The 23337-nt window shown below is 67.5% G+C and carries 18 protein-coding genes and 1 tRNA gene; 7 read left to right on the plus strand and 12 right to left on the minus strand.

The window, feature by feature from the left end; translation table 11 throughout:
* Nucleotides 1-2 precede the first annotated feature (2 nt).
* From QAD21_RS09480 to QAD21_RS09495, 4 genes are all read right to left on the minus strand, one after another.
* The gene (locus QAD21_RS09480) at nt 3-263 is read right to left on the minus strand and encodes a TetR family transcriptional regulator (RefSeq protein WP_280361265.1); all 261 of its coding nucleotides are present in this window, start codon (nt 261-263) and stop codon (nt 3-5) included.
* A 263-nt stretch (nt 264-526) separates the two neighbouring features.
* Nucleotides 527-1633, minus strand: a complete 1107-nt coding sequence (locus QAD21_RS09485) for a glycosyltransferase (protein WP_068971348.1) — start codon at nt 1631-1633, stop codon at nt 527-529.
* Between the two features lie 49 nt (nt 1634-1682).
* Complete coding sequence (locus QAD21_RS09490; RefSeq protein ID WP_058249999.1) at nt 1683-2033, minus strand: DUF3817 domain-containing protein; 351 nt, start codon at nt 2031-2033, stop codon at nt 1683-1685.
* The gene (locus QAD21_RS09495) at nt 2030-2467 is read right to left on the minus strand and encodes a hypothetical protein (RefSeq protein ID WP_058250000.1); all 438 of its coding nucleotides are present in this window, start codon (nt 2465-2467) and stop codon (nt 2030-2032) included. Before QAD21_RS09495 ends, QAD21_RS09490 begins: the two co-directional genes overlap by 4 nt.
* A gap of 96 nt (nt 2468-2563) precedes the next feature.
* On the opposite strand from QAD21_RS09495, the gene QAD21_RS09500 reads away from it, so the two are divergent.
* Together QAD21_RS09500 and QAD21_RS09505 are read left to right on the plus strand one after the other, a co-directional pair.
* Nucleotides 2564-2648 (plus strand) — tRNA-Leu (locus QAD21_RS09500).
* A gap of 2355 nt (nt 2649-5003) precedes the next feature.
* A complete protein-coding gene (locus tag QAD21_RS09505; RefSeq protein ID WP_058250001.1) occupies nt 5004-5222 on the plus strand; it encodes a hypothetical protein in 219 nt (72 codons plus the stop codon).
* A gap of 1 nt (nt 5223) precedes the next feature.
* On the opposite strand, the gene QAD21_RS09510 is transcribed toward QAD21_RS09505, so the two are convergent.
* The 3 genes from QAD21_RS09510 to QAD21_RS09520 form a co-directional block, all read right to left on the minus strand.
* Nucleotides 5224-5508 carry a hypothetical protein gene (locus tag QAD21_RS09510; RefSeq protein WP_159370592.1) on the minus strand — a complete coding sequence of 95 codons (285 nt, stop codon included), beginning with the start codon at nt 5506-5508 and terminating at the stop codon, nt 5224-5226.
* Between the two features lie 310 nt (nt 5509-5818).
* The gene (locus QAD21_RS09515) at nt 5819-6178 is read right to left on the minus strand and encodes an Lsr2 family protein (protein WP_226513021.1); all 360 of its coding nucleotides are present in this window, start codon (nt 6176-6178) and stop codon (nt 5819-5821) included.
* Between the two features lie 112 nt (nt 6179-6290).
* Nucleotides 6291-7898 carry a hypothetical protein gene (locus QAD21_RS09520; protein WP_277244656.1) on the minus strand — a complete coding sequence of 536 codons (1608 nt, stop codon included), beginning with the start codon at nt 7896-7898 and terminating at the stop codon, nt 6291-6293.
* A 269-nt stretch (nt 7899-8167) separates the two neighbouring features.
* On the opposite strand from QAD21_RS09520, the gene QAD21_RS09525 reads away from it, so the two are divergent.
* Nucleotides 8168-8926 carry an HNH endonuclease family protein gene (locus QAD21_RS09525; protein WP_277244653.1) on the plus strand — a complete coding sequence of 253 codons (759 nt, stop codon included), beginning with the start codon at nt 8168-8170 and terminating at the stop codon, nt 8924-8926.
* A 46-nt stretch (nt 8927-8972) separates the two neighbouring features.
* Nucleotides 8973-10526, plus strand: coding sequence for a methyltransferase (locus QAD21_RS09530; protein ID WP_159370594.1), 1554 nt, complete (start codon nt 8973-8975; stop codon nt 10524-10526).
* A 1-nt stretch (nt 10527) separates the two neighbouring features.
* On the opposite strand, the gene QAD21_RS09535 is transcribed toward QAD21_RS09530, so the two are convergent.
* The 3 genes from QAD21_RS09535 to QAD21_RS09545 form a co-directional block, all read right to left on the minus strand.
* On the minus strand, nt 10528-11685 hold the full coding sequence (locus QAD21_RS09535) for an aminotransferase class I/II-fold pyridoxal phosphate-dependent enzyme (protein ID WP_068971349.1): 1158 nt from the start codon (nt 11683-11685) through the stop codon (nt 10528-10530).
* 8 nt (nt 11686-11693) lie between these two features.
* The gene (opgC, locus tag QAD21_RS09540; protein ID WP_159370595.1) at nt 11694-12995 is read right to left on the minus strand and encodes an OpgC domain-containing protein; all 1302 of its coding nucleotides are present in this window, start codon (nt 12993-12995) and stop codon (nt 11694-11696) included.
* Nucleotides 12996-13067: 72 nt separating this feature from the next.
* Entirely contained in the window at nt 13068-14855 is a 1788-nt protein-coding gene (locus QAD21_RS09545) for a long-chain fatty acid--CoA ligase (RefSeq protein WP_159370596.1), read from the minus strand.
* 236 nt (nt 14856-15091) lie between these two features.
* On the opposite strand from QAD21_RS09545, the gene QAD21_RS09550 reads away from it, so the two are divergent.
* From QAD21_RS09550 to QAD21_RS09560, 3 genes are all read left to right on the plus strand, one after another.
* On the plus strand, nt 15092-16864 hold the full coding sequence (locus QAD21_RS09550; protein WP_065629041.1) for a DEAD/DEAH box helicase: 1773 nt from the start codon (nt 15092-15094) through the stop codon (nt 16862-16864).
* 201 nt (nt 16865-17065) lie between these two features.
* Nucleotides 17066-17398 (plus strand): rhodanese-like domain-containing protein, encoded by a 333-nt coding sequence (locus QAD21_RS09555; RefSeq protein WP_058250009.1) that lies wholly within the window; start codon nt 17066-17068, stop codon nt 17396-17398.
* Between the two features lie 105 nt (nt 17399-17503).
* Nucleotides 17504-21685 carry an AAA domain-containing protein gene (locus QAD21_RS09560; protein WP_137809292.1) on the plus strand — a complete coding sequence of 1394 codons (4182 nt, stop codon included), beginning with the start codon at nt 17504-17506 and terminating at the stop codon, nt 21683-21685.
* Nucleotides 21686-21697: 12 nt separating this feature from the next.
* Here QAD21_RS09560 and QAD21_RS09565 read toward each other — a convergent pair whose 3' ends face one another.
* Both QAD21_RS09565 and QAD21_RS09570 read right to left on the minus strand, forming a co-directional pair.
* Entirely contained in the window at nt 21698-22507 is an 810-nt protein-coding gene (locus QAD21_RS09565) for an NAD-dependent deacylase (RefSeq protein WP_137809293.1), read from the minus strand.
* Complete coding sequence (locus QAD21_RS09570) at nt 22504-22929, minus strand: HIT family protein (protein WP_065629038.1); 426 nt, start codon at nt 22927-22929, stop codon at nt 22504-22506. The genes QAD21_RS09565 and QAD21_RS09570 overlap by 4 nt, the downstream gene beginning before the upstream one ends.
* Nucleotides 22930-23337: the final 408 nt, after the last annotated feature.

A 23337-nucleotide genomic window follows, 5' to 3' on the forward strand; every position in this document is an offset into this window, starting at 1 on the left:
GGTCAGCCGTCCCGGCGCGTCGTCCTCCTCGTCGGCGAGTCGCTCGACGTCGACCGGAACTGGGCCATCAGGTCCGCCGCGAGTTCTTCGAGCAGGCCGTCCTTGGCGGGGAAGTGGTAGAGCAGCCCGCCCTTGGACACCCCGGCCGCGGCGGCGATCTCGGACACCGACACGGCGGCGCCGTGTCGCGCGACCAGACGGGCCGCGGCGTCGAGGATCAACCGTCGGGTGTCGGCGGCGGTGCGTCCGGTCGTGCGAGCCATCGAGTCCTCCCAATGTGGTGCCGTCATCCCACCCCCCGAATCCAGGGACCGCATAACCCGTGGTCCCTGAGGTGTGAGGAGCGATAGCGACGAGCCACGAAGGGCCTGGTGAGACGAGTTGCGAACACTTTCGTGCTCGCATCGCTCGCACCTCGGGGAGCAGGGATGGGCGCCTACGAGCGTCTGTGAAAGAACTATACCGTCCAGACGGTTTAGTTTCAAGCTCAGGTCGGTGCAGGGCGCTGCCTGCTCGTACAGGCGGCTCAGACGCCGGCGTGAACACCCAACATCCGCGCGACCGAGTCGGGCCAGGGGTACTGGGTCGCTCGATGACGCGCCGCCCGTTCGCGGTCGACGCGGGGGAGGCTGAGGACCTGCCGGATCGCGCTCGCGAAGCCCGGGCCGGAGTCCTCGGCAGCCGCGCCACACGTGTCGTCGACCAGGGTCGCGACCGCCGACGACTGCGACCCGATGACCGGTGTGCCGGCGGCCAGTGATTCCAGCGCGGAGAGGCAGAAGGTCTCGTGCGGACCGGGGGAGAGGGAGATGTCGGCGCTGGCGAGGAGGGCGGCGACCTGACTCCGCTCGGAGAGATGGCCCAGGAAGGTCACGGGCAATCCGCGGGCCAGATGCTGCAGCGGGGCTCGCATCGGCCCGTCGCCCGCGATCACCAGGTGCGCCGGCGTTCCCGACCGATGGAGTCTGCCGAGCGCGGCGATGCTGCGGTCGGCGCGCTTCTCCACCGAGAGGCGTCCGCAGTGGGCGATGAGCGCACCGGTGCCGTCGGACCACCGTGCGCCCAGGTTCGGGTCGAGGTGCCGTGGGTCGAAGACATCGAGGTCGACGCCGAGCGGGGCGCGTACGACGTTGGTCGCCCTCACGCGATCGAACTCCGCGGCCGCGAAGTCGGTGGTGCACACGACGGTGTCGTAGTCACGGGCGGTGGCCGCGTTCGCGCGGTCGGCCAGAGCACGTGCGGAGCGGCCGGGCATGACCTGGCCGAGCAGACGGTCGAGGCGTTCATGGGACACCATCGTCGAATGGATGTCTCGCGCGCGAGCCCACCGGCCGAAGCCGCGCAGGGTGAGGCGGTCGGACACCTCGAGGGCGTCGGGACGGAGATGGGCGAGGACGTCGGCGACGCGGCGGGCCGACGCCAGGCGGTAGCCGCCCGAGGCGGGAATCCGCGGTGCGGCCACGGTGATCCGCGTGACCCCAGAGTTCAGCGTCTCCTCGCCGGGATCGGCGCCGGGAACGATCAGGACGACGTCGTGACCGGCCCCGGCATACCCGGCGCCCCAGCGGTCCACCGCGGTGCGCAGACCGCCGGAGCGGCCGCCGTAGAAGTTCGCGAGCTGGACGATCCGCACGGGGTCCAGTCAGCCCGACCCGGGTGAACGGCCGACCAGCGCGAGAAGATCAGAGGTTGAACTGCGCCTTCACTTCCTTGGTGCGCTTGTGCTCGAACCAGAAGGACAGGAAGGGGATGGTGCCCGCGATCGCGGTGATGATGGTCTTGCCGACGCTCCAGCGGACCTTGATAGCGAGGTCGATGGCCATGATCAGGTAGACGAAGTACACCCAGCCGTGCACGAACGGTACGAAGTCCAGAGCGTGGTTGTCGTAGCCGTAGGTCAGGACGAGTTCGACGACGAGCAGCAGCAACCACACGCCGGTGATCCAGGCGAGGACGCGATACCGCAACAACGCGCCGCGGACCTTCTCCACCGGGGCGGCGAGGGCGGGGGCGGTGGGGTCGGTCTCGGTCACTGCGGGCCTTTCGATGAGGGGGTGGGTCGAGCGTCGGTGGTGTGAGCGTCCGCGTCGCGGAGCTCGGCGAGATAGCGGTTGTATTCGACCAGGGCGACATCGTTGGCGGGGTCCGGCGATGCCAACGACGACGCGCTGGGGGTGGTGGGTCGCTCGGGCAGGATGCCCTCCGGGATCTCGGCGACGGAGTTCTTCGCCGCGACCTTGCGGGCTTCCTCGGGATCGCTCTCCAGGATGACGAAGCGGCGATAGGCATAGATCACGGCCGCGGCGAACGCCGGCCACTGCAGGGCGTAGCCGAGATTGAGTCCGGAACCGGATGCGGACTCGTACCGTGACCACTGCCACCACGCGAGCACCAGGCACACCACCGCAGCGGATACGGCGAGCACCGTGAGCGCGGGCCGGTGGGTGCGGCGACGGGTGGGGGACATGGCTACGACGGTACCTGGCCTGCGATGATCAGAACGCGGCCGGTAGGGTGGTCGCCGTTACACTGCGTGACTCACACTCCGGCGAGTCGCGCCCACGCGCGAGTGGCGGAATTGGCAGACGCGCTGGATTTAGGTTCCAGTGTCTCAGGACGTGGGGGTTCAAGTCCCCCCTCGCGCACCATAAACTCGCACCCGCAGTTGCGCTCGAAAGCCCTGCATCGTGAGTCGACGGTGACAGTGCTCCTCGCGCCTGGTGCAGCCTTGCCTAGGTAACAGCTCAAGTCGCGGCGCACTCGGCGCAGCAGAACTACCGACGCGCCGAGCACCCGTCGGCATCCGGCATGCCAACATTTCAAGCCTTCTCAGAACGGAAACACTTGCGGCAACGGTTGGCAGTGACGCCCGCTGGGCATCTCAGATTCCGCCCATCTAGATTGTCAATGACTGCGACTGTCTGGATGTTGGACATAGTTTGGCGGTAGCGAACCGTCGCACAGAGAAGAAACTCCGATCTGGGAACGGCGCCGGCAAGGTCTGTTGTCGGGACTGGATCGACCTCAACAGACGGAATTGTGTCGTCGAGTGCAGCGCCGATGACGTCGTCGAATTCAGTCGACCGGCGTGCATATCGAGATTGCGCTCAACATGCTCGTCGCCCGTTCTTCGATCATCTTGGGCGGACGGTCGCGAACCCTTGGAGCGCCGTGGCCGCTGCATGCATCTCGCGGAGTTCCGCTTTCGATGCCATGACCCGTTCTCAATGGACGCGGACTCGGCGGCCGGCTAGCGCCTTCGACTGGCGGCGCCAGATCACTCCATGAATGTCAGGGGTCTTCGATATGGTCACCTTTCCAATCAGTTGCAACTTACCTTTGCGGTTTCTGCGTCGCTTTTAGGATGCAAGCCGCACTCGACGGGAAGAGCGGTACAGAATGACTCGAACAAGAGCGCAACGTCTGCTATTGACGATGATCGCTCTACTTTGTCTGCGTTTTGGATTCCTACGACCGCGTCTAGAACGAAGAAAAAAGCCTTGCGCCGATGAAGCCCGTCTCGAGGCCCGAAGACTGTCAGCGGAAGCCAGGCGCCACGTCCGCGATCGATTTCGCTCTCGCGTAATCGGGGACGTGATCGGAGCCTTCGTAGTCACCTACGGCGCAGGCTATTTGGTCTGGCTTTTGGGACACCCGGGGCAGACGGACGCTCAGATGTTTGAGCCGTATCAGTGGGTTCCTGACATCCGACCACACTTAGATGGCCTCGTAACACCTGAGACCGCGCGAAACTGGATCGGTATCGCGCTGGCTGCTTCGGTGTCGATAAGCATCACACTGTCGATGCGAAACAAGGGGAGCGAATCCTACATTGAGCAAGCCGCAATGGCCCTATGGCGACAGTGTATGGATGCGATGACATCGGCGTTAGCATGCGCGTGCGTTGTAGTAATGACAGTCGGTTGGCTTGGTGTGCATGACAAGTCAGACGTCGGCGCGATGGTGCTGGCGACTTTTGGGACGATCGCTATCTTCTTGATGAGCAGCATCCTGCTCGATGACTTCAGCTCGGCGAGTCGCTACCGCCGCCAGGAAGTACTAGAGCAGCGACTCGACCGACTGCACAAGTGGCGGACAGTCCTGCGAGACAAGGGAGTGCCAAGTGTCTCGAACGGCCAGCGGCATTCCCTTGTCGGCGCCCTCTTCGTTAGGACCGCAGCGGTGAGTGCCCCGTTATGGGTGGGCGTTGTACTGTATGTCTCAGTCGTGAGGGTGCTTCGGGATCAGGCGATGGCCGGGAGTTACCTCTGGCAAACGGCGATACTCGTACCCACCGTCGTCACATTCTTTCTGTTTGTGATCGGATTCTGCGCTCTTACATCCTGGTCATCATTCAACACGAAGAGAATGAAGCTGCATTTTGTGTTGCAGCCATTCGCAGCCTGGATTCTTTGGGGTAGCGTAGCCCTGCCGACTACCATGGTCGCAGCCGTAGAGCGCGGGATCTCCTCTGGCGCATTTGTCGGTTTTCTGCTATTCGGTCTCCCACTAGCAATACTCAGTCTTTTTAGAGCTTCACGGGCCGGCAAGGTTCACCTACGCCGACGTCGGCTCTATCAGTTGGCCGTATGGTTCTCGCTGCCCGTTTGGGTACGAGTTCACGCGAGGCTGGACCAATCCGAACTGTTGTCACGTGCTGACCTGCAGCGGGAGTCTGCGAACCCCCTATACCGGGCGGTAGATCCGTGCGGAGAAGGAGACCCTGCATCGTCACCGTCTTCGCATACGATCGCGCGGGCGGCGAGTAGGTCAGTGAAGAAACATGTTCATGGTGGTTGGCGACCAGGCCGGGGCGTTGATGATAAGCCGGAACCCGTGGGTCGTGATGGCGTGTTCGGGTGCGAGGGTGGTTGAGAGTCCATGCGGCGAGGGCTCATGGCTCGTGTAGGTCGCGCGAGCGGGCGTTGGCTCGGGGGCTTCATGAGCGCTATAAGCAGGGTGTGGGCTTCGGTACTGCACCGCTGTGCATTAGGCGGCCCATTGTGAACCCAGACGGCTATCGCGACCGTCTGTTGGCCGGCAGCGATGGCGTCACCCTCACGGCTGTCGACGTGACCACCGGCGAGGTCGCGTGGACAGCACCGTTCCTCGCCATCGATTTCGACGCGGATGCGTTAGTCACCGGCAAAGCACTCGAGCCCTACGGCGACGGGTGGATCTTCTCGTCGGACCGTCGAATGATCGGGCTCGCGCCGCTCTGAGTCACAGCTCGGCCGAGATGACCTCGACCGCGTCGTCGTCGGCGAAGACGATCTGGTGATCGTCGGTCGAGATCGCCCAGCGGCGTAGTCGTGCGGTGTGCTCGTCGTCGATACGGGTCTCGACGGTGGTGTCGCCGGCCAGGTCCGCGAAGTCGTCGACGACCTCGCCCTCCCTTGTCGAACCGTCGTCGAGCGTGACCCTGACCCGGGCCGCCACGGCGACCTCCCCTGGGGCCTCGCCGTCAGCGTGGTCGGCGTCGACCGACTCGTTCTCCGTTGTGCTCATCCGGTTGTCCTGTCCCCTCGGGTGGCCTCCGACGGTGACTGCGTTGCACGTCGGTGGCACACCATGCGTGGACATCAGTTTATCAAAGATGTCCATTGACAGGATGAAGACGGGGAAGGTGCTGATCGGTGGCGGAATCCGCGCGGCATCTCGATTCGACGCCGCCGCAGGGTTTTTCCGCCCTGCCGGCGGAAATCCTTAGGGCAGAACGTAATCGGCGGGGGATCGACAATCAGCCCCGCGGAAGAACAATCGCCAGAGTCCGAAGAATCGGGCTCTGGCGATCAATGTGACAATACGGTGGGCTATATCAGTGTGCGGAGTTGTAGGCCTCGACGATGTCGTTCGGAATGCGGCCGCGTGCGGACACCTCATATCCGTTCTCCGCTGCCCAGTCTCGAATCGAGGCATTCACCGACGCACCACTCCCGGCGGAATTGGTCTTCGTCCGTGCTGATGGCGACCGTCGTCGGCCGCCGACCCGGGTCGATGCCTTGAGTAGTTTCGCGACTGTCACCTTGCCCTGCTCGATCTTGTCGAGATTGGCCGCGGACACGTCGAGCTCGTAGTCGACGCCGAGCCACGACCACGAAACGGTCTGTGCGTCTTGGGGATCGAGTTCGCGACCGTCCAGGTCGTCGACAAAGGTCACCGTCTGAATTTTCGACACGCCCCCAACGGTAGTCGATAGACGCGCGGGAAGCATGAACCTGCGCTTTCCCGGTGTCGGGATTCTCGGGCGAATCGTCCGACATCGCGATTACCGAATGCGCAACACGGAGTCAATTGCGGCCGGGAATGGCGAATCGGGGCGGTTCGGGATGGCGAATGGATTCTTCCGGACGTGACGGTTCCGATGTTCTCGACGCCGATGACCGGGAGGCTTCCGGCTTTCGCGTCGGCTTGATGCGGGGAGTCGAGTCGGTTGTCGTCCGCCGATTGGCCTCCGCGCCGAGTCCGCTGCCCGTCGTGTCGTCGACGCGTAGGCACATCGACCGGATTACGTGGTGCGCGGTCACCAGTCCGTAGGTCATCGGCAGGCCCAGGGCCGTGACGAGCAGTCTGGTGGGTCGTAGCGGGCTGTCACCGACGATCGACGGCTCGATGACATTGCCTACTTCCCGGATCAAATGCAGCGCCAACTTGTACGCATAATGCGCCGCGGTGATCGGCTTGCTGACGGTGAGCTCGTCGAGCGACACCGTCTCCCATGGATCCGCGCCGTGGCCGAGGTTGTGTCCGATGCCGAGGAGGATGTCGAGCGGAGCGCCACCAAAGACCGGAATCAGCGAACCGAACAGCGACGCGCCCATCTCGCCGACGGAGCGGTCCTCCGCCGGGTCGAGCGGAATGAGGTTGTGGTGAATGCGAATTCCGCGCATGGCACCGAGAATTCTGGTGGTCTCGGCCCGGATGCGGGGTGCGTCGGCGGGGTTGTTCTCCTGCGCCTGCGCAGACACATACCGCACCAACCGGCCGAGTGTGAGCGACCCGATCGGCGTACACGTCTCGACATCCGCCAGTGCGAGGTGTTCGGCGATCTCGGCCACCATCGGCGGGATGGGGATGTCGAAATGCACGGTGTCGCTCGCGCGTCCGGCGAGGGCGCGCTGTTCATCGGTGACGCGTGCGAGGCACTGCTCGAGGACCGTTCTCGCGGTGGCCCGCAACAGGGCCTTCACCGCGAATTCCGACGAGAAGACGAAGGCCGTGATGAGCCAGTTGTAGGTGACGAACTGGGCGAGGCCGTCGGCCTCGGTCCCGGCGAACGGGCTCCCGAGGTCGGGTGCCGAGCCGATGAGGAGCCGTGCCGGGACCAGGACGGTGGTGAACATGTGGAGCCACACCGTCTCCACTGCCTGGATGACGGTGATGTTCCCGAGCGGAATCGCCTCGGTGTGGCGGCCGTCGCGGATCTTGAGGAGGTTCGAGACGAGCAGTTGGGAGATCGGGTCGCGGTAGTCGAGTGCGGGATCGTCGTCGTCCGCCCCAAGGGTCAGCGGATGTTCGGTGACGGCGAGGGTCGAGATGTGCAGGCGCCGCATGTCGCGGTGCGCCGCTATCCGACTTGCCCGGGCCGACGCGTGCATAGATGGCGGCAGGATGTCGTACACCGCATCGAAGATCGAGTCGTACACCACTGCAAGGGTCGTGAAATCACCGCTCGCGCAGCGTGTCTCGACGCCTTCGAGTGATTTCGGCGTCGGCAGCAGCGGGCGCGTCAGGGTCTCGATGCGCTCGAGTCGTTCAGGGTAGGTCTCGGTCTCCGGGTCGACGGTCGGAGTCAGTTCGTGGACCGGCGTCGCACGCAGGGGTGACGCGGAGAAGGGTGCCGGGCTGCCGAGCACCGCGGCGGTGCCCGACCCGCCGGCAAGTGTGGGCAACGACATCGCTAGTGTGAACACGGCGATCATCCGCAGAACCCATGGCGGTACACCCCGCGCCGCATTGCCCCGACCTGAACTCATGCACCCACTACCCGAATAGTCGTCCGATGACCCGGCGACGCCGCCGGCGATCGTGCGCCGCGGCGGCGTCGTGCGTGACCACAGCAGTCCGCGAAGGGAAAGTTAGTCGAACGAAGCTTAAGGTGCGCGGCGAGAACCCGCGCACCGGGTCGGCGAACGGGGATGTCGGCGCGCCGTGCAACGATTCCGGGGTGAGGCGTCGAGCGGCATGGTTGTCGGGAGTACTCGCCGCGGTGCCGGTCGCCGTGGCGCTCGTGTCGTGCGTCGACGTCGAACCCGCCCCGGGCCTCGAGCGCCCCTCATCCGAGCGCACCCAGTCCATGCCCTCGACGACGGGGCCATCGTCACCGCCGGCTGGTGTGTCACCCGATATGCCACCACCGGCGGCCGGCCGTGAACAGGCCGATCTCGCGTCGCTGCAGGTGAAGGGTCGCGCGCCCAAGACCGGATATGAACGGTCGCGATTCGGTAGGGCATGGGACGACGCGGTCGACGTGCAGTACGGCCGCAACGGTTGCCGGACCCGGGAGGACATCCTGCGGCGAGACCTCACCGGCATCACCTTCCACGCCGACGGGTGCCGGGTGCTCGCCGGCACACTGGCCGACCCGTACACCGGTACAACGATGCCGTTCACCCGAGGCGAGGACACCTCGGCGCTGGTCCAGATCGACCACGTCGTCGCATTGTCGGACGCCTGGCAGAAGGGCGCGGCCGGGTGGACCGCGGTGAAGCGCATCGAGTTCGCGAACGACCCGCGAAACCTCCAGGCCGTGTCGGGAGCCGTGAACCAACAGAAGAGCGACGGCGACGCGGCGACCTGGCTTCCCCCTAACAAGTCCTACCGGTGCACCTACGTGAGCCGGCAGATCGAGGTCAAGAAGTCCTACGGGCTGTGGGTGACGCCTGCCGAACGCGACGCCATCAGTCGGGTCCTCGCGTCGTGCTGAACCCGTCGAGCCGCGGGCGCGCCGGTCGTCGGTAGCCTTGGGGACCGTGACCGCGGACCAGGGACGACCCCAGCCACTCGCCGACCGCGCGGATCGTCATCCTCTGTCCGAGCCCGCCGCCGTGGCGGCCCTCGGTGCCGATCTGCGGTCGGCGGGATACACGAACGACGGTGTCACCGAACTGCTCGGCGAAGGCGCTCACGATGCCCTCGTCCGCGGCACCTGGTGGCCGGCCCTCGCCGCGACGCGTGATGTTGCCGGCGAGCACCGCCGGCTGGCGACCCTCATCCGACTGTTCCTGCTGGGCTCGGACGAACCCGAAGCCGCTGTCGCGGAGGCGTTTCCGACGACGGGCACGGACGCACTGGTCACGCAGGGCGTGCTGGCCCGGGTCGATGAATCGCTTCTGCGGGCCCGCCTTGACATCCGTCCGCACGCCGACGACACCCGCGACTACCTCGTGATCGCCGACCAGGATGCCGCGATGCGACCCGGACCCGTTGCCCACGACCACGTCCTGGGGATCGGCGGCGCGTCGATCTCGCTGGCCCGGGCCGTCATCCGCGAACCCGTCCGCCGCGCTCTCGACATCGGAACCGGATGTGGCATCCAGGCGCTGCATCTCGACGCGCACTGCGAGCAGATCGTGGCCACCGACACGAACGACCGGGCGCTGGCGCTGGCCGCCGCGACGGCCCGCCTCAACGGGATGTCGTGGGATCTGCGGGCGGGGAGCATGTTCGAACCCGTCGCGGGGGAGCGGTTCGACCTCATCGTGTCCAACCCTCCGTTCGTCGTCGGCGCGGGCGGGCGGGACTACATCTACCGCGACTCGGGCGTCGTCGGAGACGGGTTGTGCGAGCAACTCGTCCGCGAGTTGCCTGCCCATCTGAATCCTGGTGGCACCGCCCAGATCCTGGCCAACTGGGTCATCCGCGAGGGCGAGGACTGGCCGGAACGGGTCCGCTCCTGGCTCGCGGGCACCGGACTCGACGCCTGGGTCGTCCAGCGGGAGGTCGCCGACCCCATCAGCTATGTGTCGCTGTGGTTGTCCGATGCCGGTGAGGACGAGGCGACCGCCGCGCGGCGAGGTGCGGAGTGGCTCGAATGGTTCGAGGCCAACGGCATCGTCGCCATCGGGATGGGCTCGATCACCGCCCGCGCCCCGCTCGACGGTGAGCACCGCGAGCCCGACGTCGTGATCGAGGAGATCACCGGCGCCGGTGAAGAGGTGACCGGGCCCGAGGCCCAGGCGTTCCTCGCGCGACGGCGCTACCTGCGGGAGACCTCCGACGAACAGTTGCTCGCTCGGCGGCTGTCGGTGGCCCCGGTCATGCTCGAGGAGCTCTCGCTCCCGGGGGACGAGGGCTGGCAACAGGTGTCGGCCGCCGTCCGCCGGCCCGGGGGTCCCGGCGCCGTTCTCGGTGTCGACGAGGTCTCGCGCGCACTGCTCGCCGGCAGTCGGGGGCAGGTCCCGCTGGGCGTACTGCTCGAACTCCTCGCCGACTTCCACGGCGTCGACGCCGACGCACTCGCCGAGGCGGCGCTGCCCGTGGTGCGCGAGGCGATCGGCCGGGGGATTCTGTACGAGGCGACGTGACTCAGGCCGGGAAGGTCGCGTCCAGCGCCGCGGCGAGATCCGCGATGAGATCGTCGGCGTCTTCCAGCCCGACGGAGAACCGCAGATGTCCCCACTCGCGGAACGGTTCGGGGTAGGCCGCGACCCGTGGGCCGTCGGTGCCGACATGGACGATGAGTGACTCGTCGTGTCCCAACGACACCGCCGAGGTGATCGTCGTCAGCGCCGCGACGAATCGGTTCTGGGTGGCCGGATCGCCGCGCACCGCGAACGCGATCATGGCCCCGAAGCCGCGGCCGCCGAACTGTCGTGCCGCGAGGTCGTGTTCGGGATGCGACGCCAGACCCGGGTACCGCACGTAGGTGATGCGCGGGTCGTCGTCGAGGAAGGCCGCGACCCGCTCGGCATTGCGTTGATGCTGGGCGAACCGGAGCGGCAGGGTGATCGCGCCGCGGGCGATCAGCCATGCGTTGAACGGCGAGATGACGCCGCCGACGTCGACCATCGCCTGTTCCCGGATCTGCGACATGAGCTCCGACCGGCCGAGCACGGCACCGCCCATGGCGTCGCCGTGCCCGTTGATGTACTTGGTCAGCGAATGGACGACGAGGTCCGCGCCGTCGGCGAGCGGACGGTACAGAGTGGGCGGCGTGAAGGTGGCGTCGACGAGCAGCAGGGCCTCGGCGTCGGCGGCGATCTGCGCCAGCGCGCCGATGTCGGCGACCTTCGTCGTCGGATTGGCGATCGTCTCGGCGATCAGCATGCGGGTGCCGGGGCGCAGGGCGGCCCGGGTGGCGTCGAGATCGCCGACATCGACGAAGGTCGCCTCGATCCCGTACTTGGTCGGCAGCAGTTCCGACCAGAGCTTCCAGGTGGCCTCGTAGGTGGTGTCGGACACCACCACGTGGTCCCCGGCGGACAGGAATGTGAAGAACACCGCGTGCAGCGCGGCCACGCCCGAGGCCAGGACGACGGCGTCGTCGGCCTCCTCCAGCGCGGCCAACTTGTTCTGCAGCGCAACCTGATTGGCGCCGGTGTTGCGTGTGTAGAACAGTTGCTCGGTGCCCGACCAGCTCATCGCCTCGGGTTCGGGCGGGAGGTGATACGAGTTCGCCATCGTGATCGGCGTCCGCACCGACGGGCCCGACGAGTCGTTCCCGGCGTGCACGCTGCGTGTCATCTCACCCGTCACGGATGAACTCCCATCGGCTCGGTCGCACGTGTCCCGGCCGGTGCTGTTCCGGCCCGGACTGGCCCGTCTCGTTCTGGCCCGTCTCCGGCTGTCCCGGTCCGGTCGACGCCGGGCAGGTCGTCGACGACCGGTCCGGGTTCCCGGGTGACGTCCGAGCTCTCCGGGGTGGGGACGCCGGGCTCGGGGCCGAGGACGATGTCGGGTCGATGCGGACGCACGAGCCGGACCATCCGCAGCGGTAGTTTGTGCAGTTTGTCGACGTGCGCGAAGTACCGGAACTCGGCCCACCCCCAGCAGGCGGCGAACACCAGGAGCGCGACGGCGTCCATCGTGACGGTGTTCCAGGGGCGGTGTGCGATGTGGATCGGCACCACGACGAGGGCAATCGCCTGGATGACGTAGGAGTCGAGACTGCGGGTGCCGGCCATGACCAGTGGACGCAGCCAGTCGTGATGCCACCACCTGAGCAACAGTCGGAAGATCCCGTAGACGGCCGGGATGGCCAGATAGGCGCCGATCGCGCGGGCCGGGCGGAAGTCGAGTTTGTCGGCGACCGCCGGTTCGAGATGGGCCCACGGCCCGTAGTCGATGCCGAAGTGGAAGAACAGTGCCACCGCGAGCGCGACGGCGACGATCGCGATGATCCAGCGGTCGACGAACTCCGGCACACGCCACTGCGACCAGTTCCAGCCGATCACCAGTGCCGGGACGAACATGATCTGCCAGCCGGCGACGTTCTGGATGTGCGGTGCCGCCTGGTAGGCGCTCAGATAGAACCAGTCGGGGGAGTGGACCAGCGAGATCAGGTACAGGGCGATCGAACCGGCGAGCACCCAGCGCCACCAGCCCTGACGCAGGAGGGAGAACAGCCCGAACGCGGAGATGAGCAAGACCATGTACAGCAGCAGGATGTTGCCCCCGCTGGGCAGATAGTCCATGGTCAGCGCCAGGCGCAGGCCGTCACCCCACCCGTCGACCGGCAGCAGGAGCGTTAGCCATCGGTGACCGGCCAGGGCGGCCGCGACCGCGACGAGGGCGATCGCCAGCTGGCACAGATAGAGGACGACGATCCGCTTGGCAAGACGCTTGTAGGCGAAGGCCAGCCCATGGCGAGCGACCCACCGTTGATAGACCAGACCCAGCACGACGCCCGAGAGCATCACGAACGCGGACATGCCGTCGACGTACGGAAAGGCGTGGGTCGGGGTGGCCAGCACGGACTCATGCGCGAAGTGCGCGGTGATCATGCTCCAGATGGCCACCCCGCGGGTGGCATCGATGGCCAGGTCTCGTTTCATTGACTTGCACGATAGACAGCGCCGCGGCCCGGGGGCATCCCGGGCCGCGGCGAGTCGTGAAGAGAGATCCGCTCAGGTGTAGAGGTCGGCGATCGCTTCCTTGTGCGCGTCGTGGATGACGTTGCGCTTGAGCTTCATGGTCGGGGTGAGCTCACCGGTGTCGATGGTGAAATCGGTGTCCAGGATCGAGAACTTCTTGATCGCCTCGGCGTTGGAGACCTTGGTGTTCGCCTCCTTCACCGCGGCGTCGATCTCGGCCTTGAGATCGGCGTTGTCGACGAGGTCCGAGATCGGGGTGTCGGCGGGCAGGTCATGACGGTCCAACCAACCGGGCACGGCCTCGGGGTCGATCGTGATCAGCGCGGCGATGAACGGCTTGTTGTCGCCGACGACGAGGCACTGGCTCACCATCGGGTGCGCCCGGATGGTGTCCTCGAGCTGCGCCGGCGAGACGTTCTTGCCGCCCGCGGTGACGATCAGTTCCTTCTTGCGGCCGGTGATGAAGAGGTAGCCGTCGTCGAGGGTGCCGATGTCACCGGTGTGGAACCACCCGTCGCGGATCGCGTCGTCGGTGGCGGCCTGGTTCTTCCAGTACCCACCGAACACGACCGGCCCCTTGAGCAGGACCTCGCCGTCCTCGGCGATGGCGACGGTGACGCCGGGGATCGGGCGTCCGACCGAACCGACCTTCTGGTTCTCCTCGTTGTTGGCCGTCACCGCGGCCGTGGTCTCCGACAGTCCGTAGCCCTCGTACACCGGGATGCCGACGCCGCGGAAGAAGTGGCCGAGGCGCGCACCGAGCGGAGCGCCACCGGAGATCGCTCCCTCGCACTGGCCGCCGAGGGCGTCGCGCAGCTTTCCGTACACGAGCTTGTCGAAGACGGCGTGCCGGAGCTTCAGGCCGAGGCCGACCTTGCCGGCCGCCGTCGCCTTGCTGTATTCGATCGCCGTGTCGGTGGCCTTGTCGAAGATCGACCCCTTGCCGCCGTCGTAGGCCTTCTGCTTGGCCGAGTTGTACACCTTCTCGAACACGCGCGGCACCGACAGCACGTAGTTCGGCTTGAACACGCCCAGGTCCGCGACGAGGTTCGTCAGGTCGTTGGTGTGGCCGAGGATCACGCCGTTCTCGACGCAGCCGACGGCGACGACGCGGGCGAAGATGTGCGCCAGCGGCAGGAAGAGCAGCGTCGACTTGCCCTCCCGCATACCGGCGCCGACCGCGTCGCGGGTCGCGGCCGTCTCGGCGAGGAAATTCGCGTGCGTCAGGACGACGCCCTTCGGCCGTCCGGTGGTGCCCGAGGTGTAGATCAGCGTGGCGGCATCCGACGACAACGCATTCGCCTGACGCTGGTCGAGGTCCGCGTCGGCGGTCTTCGCGCCGCGCTTGGTGACCGTGGGGAGCGCGTGGTCGTCGATGACCAGGGTCTCCTTGAGGGTGGGCGTCTCGTCGATGACCCGGAGATGGCGGGTGTAGTGCTCATGGTTCTCGACGAACAGGAGCTTGGCGCCGGAGTCCTCGAGAATCCACTGGACCTGGTCGGGGGCGGACGTCTCGTAGATCGCGACGGTGCACGCCCCGGCGCGCCAGATCGCGTAGTCCAGCACGGTCCACTCGTAGCGCGTCGACGACAGGATCGCGACGCGGTCGCCGGCCTGCACACCCGAGGCGATCAGACCCTTCGCGACCGCGTCCACCTCGTCGGTGAAGTGCTTGGCGGTGACGTTGACCCACTGGTTGTGCGAGCGCTTGCGGAAGAGCGGCATCGTGGGGCGCTCCGCGCGGTAGCGCAGGATCGTGTCGACGGTCGTCGCCTTGTCGTCGATCGTCAGATCGGACGGGGTGGCGTACTGCTGCTGCATGGCACTCCTGAGACGAGAGAACAAATGGACATTCCGGACATCGGTGTGCGTGTGACCGGGACCGATGGCCGGATGAGTGGCACTGACAGTACCAGTATTCGTTAGATGCATCACACCGGTGACCGAACGTGGCTCGTGCCCTGCTCAGGGGGCTGATGCGACCCCGCCCGGGCGTGATGCCGACTTTCTGGTGGACGGCCATTACAGTTGAGGGCGATGAATGAGACTTCCGCCGCATGAGTACCTCGAATCACGGCGAGCACGACGCCCCCGCCGACCCGCAGGTCGGCTCGTTCGACGACCTCGAGATCGACCCGCGGGTACGCGCGGCCATCACCGACGTCGGCTATGAAACCCCGTCGCCCATCCAGGCGGCGACCATCCCGCCGCTCATGGACGGACGCGATGTCGTCGGCCTCGCGCAGACCGGTACCGGCAAGACCGCCGCGTTCGCCATCCCGATCCTGTCCCGCCTCGACACCTCCGCGCGTACCCCGCAGGCGCTGATCCTCGCGCCGACGCGAGAGCTGGCACTGCAGGTCTCCGAGGCCTTCGGCAAGTATTCGGCGCACATGCCCGAGGTGAAGGTGCTGCCGATCTACGGCGGGCAGTCCTACGGCGTCCAACTCGCGGGTCTGCGTCGCGGCGCGCAGGTCATCGTCGGCACACCCGGTCGGGTCATCGACCACCTCGATCGCAAGACCCTCGACATCTCCGGTCTGGAGTTCCTGGTCCTCGACGAAGCCGACGAGATGCTGACGATGGGCTTCGCCGAGGACGTCGAGCGCATCCTCGCCGAGACCCCGGACACCAAGCAGGTCGCGCTGTTCTCGGCGACCATGCCCAGTGCCATCCGGCGCCTCGCGCAGAAGTACCTGAACTCGCCGCAGGAGATCACGGTCAAGTCCAAGACCGCGACCGCGCAGAACATCACGCAGCGCTATCTCCAGGTTTCCCACCAGCGCAAGCTGGACGCGCTGACACGCTTCCTCGAGGTCGAGACCTTCGACGCGATGATCGTGTTCGTCCGCACCAAGCAGGCGACGGAAGAACTCGCCGAGAAGCTGCGCTCGCGCGGGTTCTCCGCGGTCGCCATCAACGGCGACCTCGCGCAGGCGCAGCGGGAACGGACCATCAACCAGCTGAAGAACGGCTCGATCGACATCCTCGTCGCGACCGATGTCGCGGCCCGCGGGCTCGACGTCGACCGCATCTCGCATGTCGTGAACTACGACATCCCGCACGACACCGAGTCCTACGTGCACCGCATCGGCCGTACCGGGCGCGCCGGCCGCTCGGGCAACGCGCTGCTGTTCGTCTCGCCGCGCGAACGCCACCTGCTGCGTGCGATCGAGCGCGCCACGCGGCAGACGCTGACCGAGATCGGCCTGCCCAGCGTGGACGATGTCAACGCACAGCGGGTCGCGAAGTTCGCCGACTCGATCACCCAGAACCTGTCCTCGGACAACCTGGATCTGTTCCGCGGGCTGATCGAGAACTACGCGCGGGACAACGACGTCGCGATGGCCGACATCGCGGCCGCGCTGGCGCTCGAGACACGAGACGGCGGTTTCCTGATGACGCCGGACCCGCCGCAGTCGGAGAAGCGCCCCGAGCGTGAGCGTGCTCCGCGGCGCCCGGGCGCGAGCTTCGCGACGTACCGCATCGCCGTCGGCCGCAAGCACAAGGTGTCGCCCGGTGCGATCGTCGGTGCCATCGCCAACGAGGGCGGCCTGACCCGTGCCGACTTCGGCAACATCAGCATCCGCGACGACTTCAGCCTCGTCGAGCTTCCCGATGATCTCGACAACGAGACCCTCTCGTCGCTGCGGCATACCAAGATCGGGAAGAACCCGATCGACATCCGCAAGGACATGGGCGCACCGCGCACGCGCGGGGGCGCCAAGCGCGGAGCCGGCGGGCACGGCGGCGGGCGGGACGGTCGTCGTGGCGACAATTGGGGTAAGCGTCCGTCCCCGCGTGTCGCGGGCCGCGGTCGCCATTCCTGACCCTGACGGTTCCGCTGCGGCTCGTCTAGCAGAGGGAGCGCATGAATGCGCCCTTCTGAGAGCTGTGTGAGAAAACTTGTCAATTCGAGATCGTTCCGTAACCTGGTCGACGGGGGTCATTCACGCCACGGCCGTCACCCGATGGCCGTCGCGAACGCATGAACACGGACAAATTCGAGCAACAGGATTGGTGAGTCACCGGTGTCAGTGGTGAATTCGATTTCGGCAGTCGAGGCAATGAATCACAGCCGCGAGGGGAACGCGGTCGTCGTCGACGCACGGCCCCAGGTGGTCCGGCATCAGGGGAGTCTGCCCGGTGCCCTCGTGGTTGACCCGACCGAGGTGCCGAAGCGGTTCACCCCGACCCCGTCGGGCACCTTCCCGGTGATCCGCGACCGCGACACCGAGATCGCCGTGGTGTCGGTCCGTTCGGAGGCCCCGCGGATCGCCGAACAGATCGCCGAGTGCGGATACACCAACGTGCGCTATGTCGACGGCGGATACCGCGCGCTGCGTTCGAGTTCCGTCGGCTGACCGGCCCGGTGTCGGGAATCCGGCCGACCCGCGCGGCGGCACGGAGTTCCTCTGACCAGCGTCTTGTAGCGTAGGAGTCGCCGGCGACGAGAGGAACACATCGGTATGCAGGATGACACGCGCGAGACGTTGCGCGATCAGGTCACCCGACTGATGACGTTTCTGGCCGATCTCGTCCGGTCTCGCTCCGGTGACGTCCACGACATCTCCGACCACCCCGGCCATGTCTGGGTCGGTCCGTCCACCGCCGTCGCCGTACGGTCGAACGCGGTGCCGGGCCAGGTCGTGGTGGAGGTCGGCCCGGACGATCCCGACGCCGCTCGGGCCGGCGCGGTCCACGCCGAACTCGCCGCGTTGGTCGACGCGCTCGGCGCGGAGCCCGAAGAACTCGAACTCGTCATCGCGTCCGCACTGGTCACGGTGCGGGACGCAACAGACGCGGACGCCGACCCGATGGTCCGCGAACACCTCCTCAGTCAGGTTCTGGTCGCCGACCGCGACGCGGACGACACGATCCGGTTGACGCTCGGGGCGGGCTCGTCTCCCGCGGTTCGCGATACCCATCTGCTCGCTGCTCTCGACGGTCTCGATCTCGCGGGTGCTGTCGGGATCCGCGGCAAGCTGTCCGCGCAGACCTCGGTGCTGTCGCCGAAGACCGCCGAGCTGACGGGCGAATGGCGCGAGGCGATCGAGGTCGACGCCGAGCGTGTGTCGTTGACGGTGGAGAGTCGGCCCGCGGTGGTCCTCCGTCGCCGCGGGGTGGAGAGTTCCCTCGCGTTCTACGACGCCATCATCGACGACCTGCGGGACGAGGAGTCGGAGGTACCGGTCGGGCTGACCCAGCTCGTCCGCCCGATCGAGGCTCCCGACCGTCTCGCCGCCCTCCGCGCCCCCGGCGTCCTCGATCCAGCGGACCTGGTCGCCGATGCGCTGTTCCCGTTGCCGTCCAATGCCGAACAGCGCGATGTGCTCGCCCGGCTCGGGTCCGACACCGGTGTGGTGGTCGAGGGTCCGCCCGGAACCGGCAAGACCCACACCATCGCCAACGTGACCTCGGCCTTGCTGGCGAAAGGACAGCGCGTCCTGGTCGTCAGCGAGAAAGCCCATGCGCTCCACGTGCTCCGGGACATGCTGCCGCCCGCTCTGCGGGCGCTCACCGTGTCGATCGCCGACGTGTCCCAGGACAGTTCCGAGGGCATCGTCGATGCGGTGACCGAGCTCGCCGAACGCAAGGCGTCGTTCACGCCGGGGGTCGCCGACGCGGAGATCGCCGACCTGGCCGCGCGCCGCGATCACGCTCTGCGACAACGGGATCAGCTGCTCCGCGAACTCTGGGAACTGCGTGCGGAAGAGACCGAGGTCCACGAATGGGTCGCGGGGGACTATCGGGGATCCCCGGCGGAGATCGTCCGCCGGGTGCGGGCGGACGCCGCCGCGTTCGACTGGATGCCCGGGCCGGTCCACGGCGCGGTGCCCCCGCTGGACTCGGCCGAGTTCGTCCGGCTGGCGGACCTGCTCGCGAGCACCGGTGGCTCCGGATCGCGTCTCGCGCAACGGTTCGTCGACCTCGACCACCACCTGCCCGAGCCGGGGGAGATGGACTCCGTCTGCACCCGGATCGCCGCGCGGCCCCGCGAGCCGATGGCCGGCGCCGGGACGCTGCTGTCCGTGCTCGACGGGGTCGACAGTGACCGGTTGGTCCGGATCAAGGACATCTGCGACGAACTCGCCGTCGCCTCCGGCGAGGTGGCGTCGTACCCGGAGCCGATCGTCGACATGGCGGATCGGCTGCTCGCCGGACGCGCCGCGCACCTCTGGTCGCGGGTGACGACGCTGTCACCGGTCATCGCCGAGGCCGCTCGTCGGGACCGTGACCTGGGCGCGCACGCGGTCGTCGTCGACGGGGCGCGGCCCGGCGACGCCGCGTTGTTCGACGCCGCCGCCGACTTCCTGCGGGACGGCGGTCAGTGGCGGGGACGGTTGCGGCGTTCGCCCGAGCAGCGCGCGGTCGAGGAGTCGCCGGTGCGGGCCACCGTGGACGGGCGGCCTCCTCGCGACGAGGCCTCGTTGCGCCGGGTCGCCGATCACCTCACCGTCATCGACGCGGTACATCAGGTGCATCGCATCCTGGCGGACCTGCACGTCCCGGTGGACGCGTCGGGGTCGCGGTCGGCGCAGCTCGACCACCTCGTCCGCCTGGACAACCAACTGGCGTGGATCTCGAGGCTGCTCACCGGCCGGGAGCATCTCGTCCGTGAACTCGAGGCGATCAGCCCCGGCGGCCCGAGACCACGTACCGTCGCCGAGGCAGCCGAGGTGGCCCATCAGGCGCGATCGGTGGCGGCCGCCAACGACGCGGTCCTCGCCGAACAGGAACTCGCCGACCGCGTGTACGGCCTGACGACCGAACTCGAACAGGGGCCGTCGCCGGAGGGTGACGCGCTGCTCTCGGCACTCGCCACGGCCGACCCGGTCGCGATCCGAGACGCGCGGCGCGCGTTCGCGGCCGCCGCAGCCGAGGCCGACGAGCAGAATGCCCTGGAGCTTCTCGGGCTCCGATTGCGCAGCCGGGCACCCGAACTCGCGAAGACGATGTGGTCGAGCGCGCAGGACCCGATCTGGACCGAACGCGCCCGGGACATGGGCGCGGCGTGGGCGTGGCGGTTCGCCCACACCTGGGCGGAGGAACGCAGCGATCCGTTTGCCGAGGACCGGCTGCAGTCCGACCTCGACGCCGTCGAGGTCGACATCGCGGCCCTCACCACCCGGCTCGCCTCTGCGCGCGCCGTCCGCGAGGTGCTGGCGCGCACCACGGCCGGCGAGTTGCAGGCCGTGCAGTCCTACCGCGACCACATGATCAACCTGGGCAAGGGATCGGGCAAACATGCCAATCGTTTCCGACGCGCGGCGCGCGAGGCCATGGCCGAGGCGCGCAACGCCGTGCCCGCCTGGATCATGTCGATCAGCCAGGTGGCCGAGACCCTCCCACCGCGCCGCAACTCCTTCGACGTCGTCATCGTCGACGAGGCGTCCCAGGCCGACATCACCAGTGCGTTCCTTCTCTGGCTGGCCCCGCGCGTGATCGTCGTCGGTGACGACAAGCAGTGCGCGCCCGTCGGTCTCAGCGGCACCAGCCTCGATTCCGCGTTCGCCGAACTCGATGCCACGCTGCCCGACCTCCCGACATACCTACGCGACGGGTTGACGCCGCGGTCCAGCCTGTTCTCGTTGTTGCGCAGCCGTTTCGGCAACGTCGTGGGACTGCGGGAACACTTCCGGTCCATGCCCGAGATCATCGAGTTCTCGTCGCGCCAGTTCTACGGGTCCGCGCCGCTGATCCCGGTGCGCCAGTACGGTTCCGACCGGCTCGAACCATTGCGGACGGTCGCGGTCGACGGAACGGCCACCGGGACCGGCAACGGCATCAGCAACGAGGCCGAGGCGGCCGCCATCGTCGACGCCCTCCGGGGGTGTCTGGCCGATCCGGCATACGACGATCTGGACTTCGGTGTGATCGCGTTGCAGGGCGTCAAGCAGGTGGAGACGATCGAGAAGGCGCTGCGCGCCGCGATCGACACCGAGACCTGGCGCTCGCGTCGTATCCGCGTCGGCTCACCCCCGGACTTCCAGGGAGACGAGCGGCGCGTGGTCTTCCTGTCGATGGTCGTCTCGGACGCCGGTGCGATCTCCGCGCTGACCCGCGCGGAGTCCCAACGCCGGGTCAACGTGGCGGCCACCCGGGCCATGGACCAGTTGTGGCTGTTCCATTCGATCGGACTCGACGAGTTGCGCCCCAACGACCTTCGTGCCTCGCTGCTGTCCTATGTGTCCGCCAACGAGGGTCCGTCGATCGGGGCCATGCCGTCCGACGTGCCCGACGATCGACGCGTGAGCCCGTTCGACAACCTCCTCGAACAGCGCGTGTTCAACCGTCTCGCGGCGCTCGGCTATCACGTGACCCCGAAGGTCACGGTCAACAACCGGATCGTCGACCTGGTCGTGTTGGGGGCCGATGCGCGCATGGCCGTCGAGTGTGATGCCGACGAGTTCGCCGGGACCGGGCAGCAGGCTCGGTCGGATCTGGAGCGCGAGCGTGAATTGCGCCGTTGCGGTTGGGAATTCGTCCGCGTGCGCGAGTCGGAGTTCGAACTCGATCCCGACCGCGTGCTCGATCATGTCGCCGCCGTGCTCGACGAGCGCGGGTGCAAGCCGGGGTCGCTCGTCGCGGTTCAGACGACGGACGACGTCGGGAGATGGCAGCCGATCGACCTCACCGCGGGGGAGTGACGCCGCACCTCGTCAGCCGAGTGACGCGAGCAACGCCGGCAGACCGACGGCGGCGGGCATCCGCAGACTGTGGGTCACGATGTCGGACAGCGCGGACGGCGACGGGTTGAACTCGATGACCGGGATGCCCGCACGCACCGCGCGTTCGGGTAGCGCGGCTGCCGGGTAGACGATCCCGCTGGTGCCCACGACGAGCACCACCTCGGCCGCACGGAACGCCTGATCCGCTCGCTGCCAATCCGATTCGGGCAGTGCTTCGCCGAACCACACGATGCCGGGCCGTACCCTCCCGCCGCAGCGCGGACACGTGGGCGGGTCGACGCGCGGGTCATCCGGCGCGGTACCGGTGTCGCCGGGATCGGGGAATGCGCCGGGGCCGTCGTACGGGGTCCCACAGACCGAACACCGGGGGGCGAACAGGCTGCCGTGCAGGTGGCTGACGACGTCGCCGCCGGCCCTCTCGTGGAGATCGTCGACATTCTGCGTCACGATCATGACGGTGCGGCTCGTGGCGAGTTCGGCGAGCGCGCGGTGGCCCGCATTGGGCTGCGCGGCAAGCACTTCGCGGGCGCGCCAGCGGTACCACCCCCAGACCAGTGCGGGGTCGCGCGCCCACGCTTCCGGGGTGGCGAGTTCGGCGGGATCGAACTTCTCCCACAAACCGGTCTGGGCGTCCCGGAAGGTGGCGATGCCGCTCTCGGCCGACATACCCGCGCCGCTGAACACCGTGATCCACTCCGCGCGACGCACGAGGTCGGCCACCGCGTCCGGAATCCGGGTCCCGGCCCCGGTGTCCGGGTCGGGCTCGCCGGCGAAGGTCATCCGACGGACTCGATCCCGGCGCGCACCGCAGCCGCGGTCTCGTCGGGGTCGGGGTCGCGGCGGACGAGGAAGCCCTTGGCGAAACTCAGCTTGTCCCCGTCGTGTCTGGGGACGACGTGCAGGTGGGTGTGGAAGACGGTCTGGAAGGCCGCGCGGCCGTCGTTCAGTGCCAGGTTGACCCCGTCGGCGGACACCGGTCCGGTCTTCATCGCGGTGGCGACTCGTTGGCCGGCGCGGAAGAGAGCGGCGCCGAGGGTGGGGTCGAGGTCGTCGAGCCCGGAGGAGTGGACCCGGGGCACGAGGAGGGTGTGCCCGCGGGTCACGGGCCGGATGTCGAGGAACCCGAGGACGTCGTCGTCGGAGTAGACGATGCGACCCGGGGAGGTGCCCGCGATGATGGCGCAGAAGATGCAACTGCTCATGCGGCCGACTCTAGTGGGGTGTCTCGATGGCACTCGGCCTGCGGCTCGGCTGGACCGCGACGCGCAGTGGTGCCCCACATCACATAACGGTTTGATAACGGTTGACCGAGCGAGAGTTCGGGCGCACGCGTACCCCTGGGTATGTTGCCTGGCCTGGCGGTTTTCCGACGCTTCCCATGGTGGTTGACACGGTGCCGAAAGTTACCCGCGCGGTTACTGGTCGGTATACCGACAGGTCACCGACAAACATGAGGGTTCCCTCACTTTCGTGTGTCATCATAGGTGTCATGTTCACGCCGACGCCGGCTCCGGACAAAACCGGTGCGCGCCAATGTTGTTGTGCGGCAGGCGTGTTCCTTTGTTGTACCAGCTAGTTCGATCCGGCGGTGTCGCCACCGCGGCCGGTCG

Origin of the sequence: Gordonia sp. SMJS1 (assembly GCF_029866425.1) — a bacterium.
Classification (GTDB): domain Bacteria; phylum Actinomycetota; class Actinomycetes; order Mycobacteriales; family Mycobacteriaceae; genus Gordonia; species Gordonia hongkongensis.

What these genes read in the sequence shown, in the direction of transcription:
- QAD21_RS09510 (WP_159370592.1), bottom strand. Translation starts at nt 5,508, where the DNA reads ATGAGCACAACGGAGAACGAGTCGGTCGACGCCGACCACGCTGACGGC.
- QAD21_RS09520 (WP_277244656.1), bottom strand. Translation starts at nt 7,898, where the DNA reads ATGTCGTTGCCCACACTTGCCGGCGGGTCGGGCACCGCCGCGGTGCTC.
- QAD21_RS09535 (WP_068971349.1), bottom strand. Translation starts at nt 11,685, where the DNA reads ATGACACGCAGCGTGCACGCCGGGAACGACTCGTCGGGCCCGTCGGTG.
- opgC (WP_159370595.1), bottom strand. Translation starts at nt 12,995, where the DNA reads ATGAAACGAGACCTGGCCATCGATGCCACCCGCGGGGTGGCCATCTGG.
- QAD21_RS09560 (WP_137809292.1), top strand. Translation starts at nt 17,504, where the DNA reads ATGCAGGATGACACGCGCGAGACGTTGCGCGATCAGGTCACCCGACTG.
- QAD21_RS09480 (WP_280361265.1), bottom strand. Translation starts at nt 263, where the DNA reads ATGGCTCGCACGACCGGACGCACCGCCGCCGACACCCGACGGTTGATC.
- QAD21_RS09550 (WP_065629041.1), top strand. Translation starts at nt 15,092, where the DNA reads ATGAGTACCTCGAATCACGGCGAGCACGACGCCCCCGCCGACCCGCAG.
- QAD21_RS09565 (WP_137809293.1), bottom strand. Translation starts at nt 22,507, where the DNA reads ATGACCTTCGCCGGCGAGCCCGACCCGGACACCGGGGCCGGGACCCGG.
- QAD21_RS09495 (WP_058250000.1), bottom strand. Translation starts at nt 2,467, where the DNA reads ATGTCCCCCACCCGTCGCCGCACCCACCGGCCCGCGCTCACGGTGCTC.
- QAD21_RS09570 (WP_065629038.1), bottom strand. Translation starts at nt 22,929, where the DNA reads ATGAGCAGTTGCATCTTCTGCGCCATCATCGCGGGCACCTCCCCGGGT.
- QAD21_RS09545 (WP_159370596.1), bottom strand. Translation starts at nt 14,855, where the DNA reads ATGCAGCAGCAGTACGCCACCCCGTCCGATCTGACGATCGACGACAAG.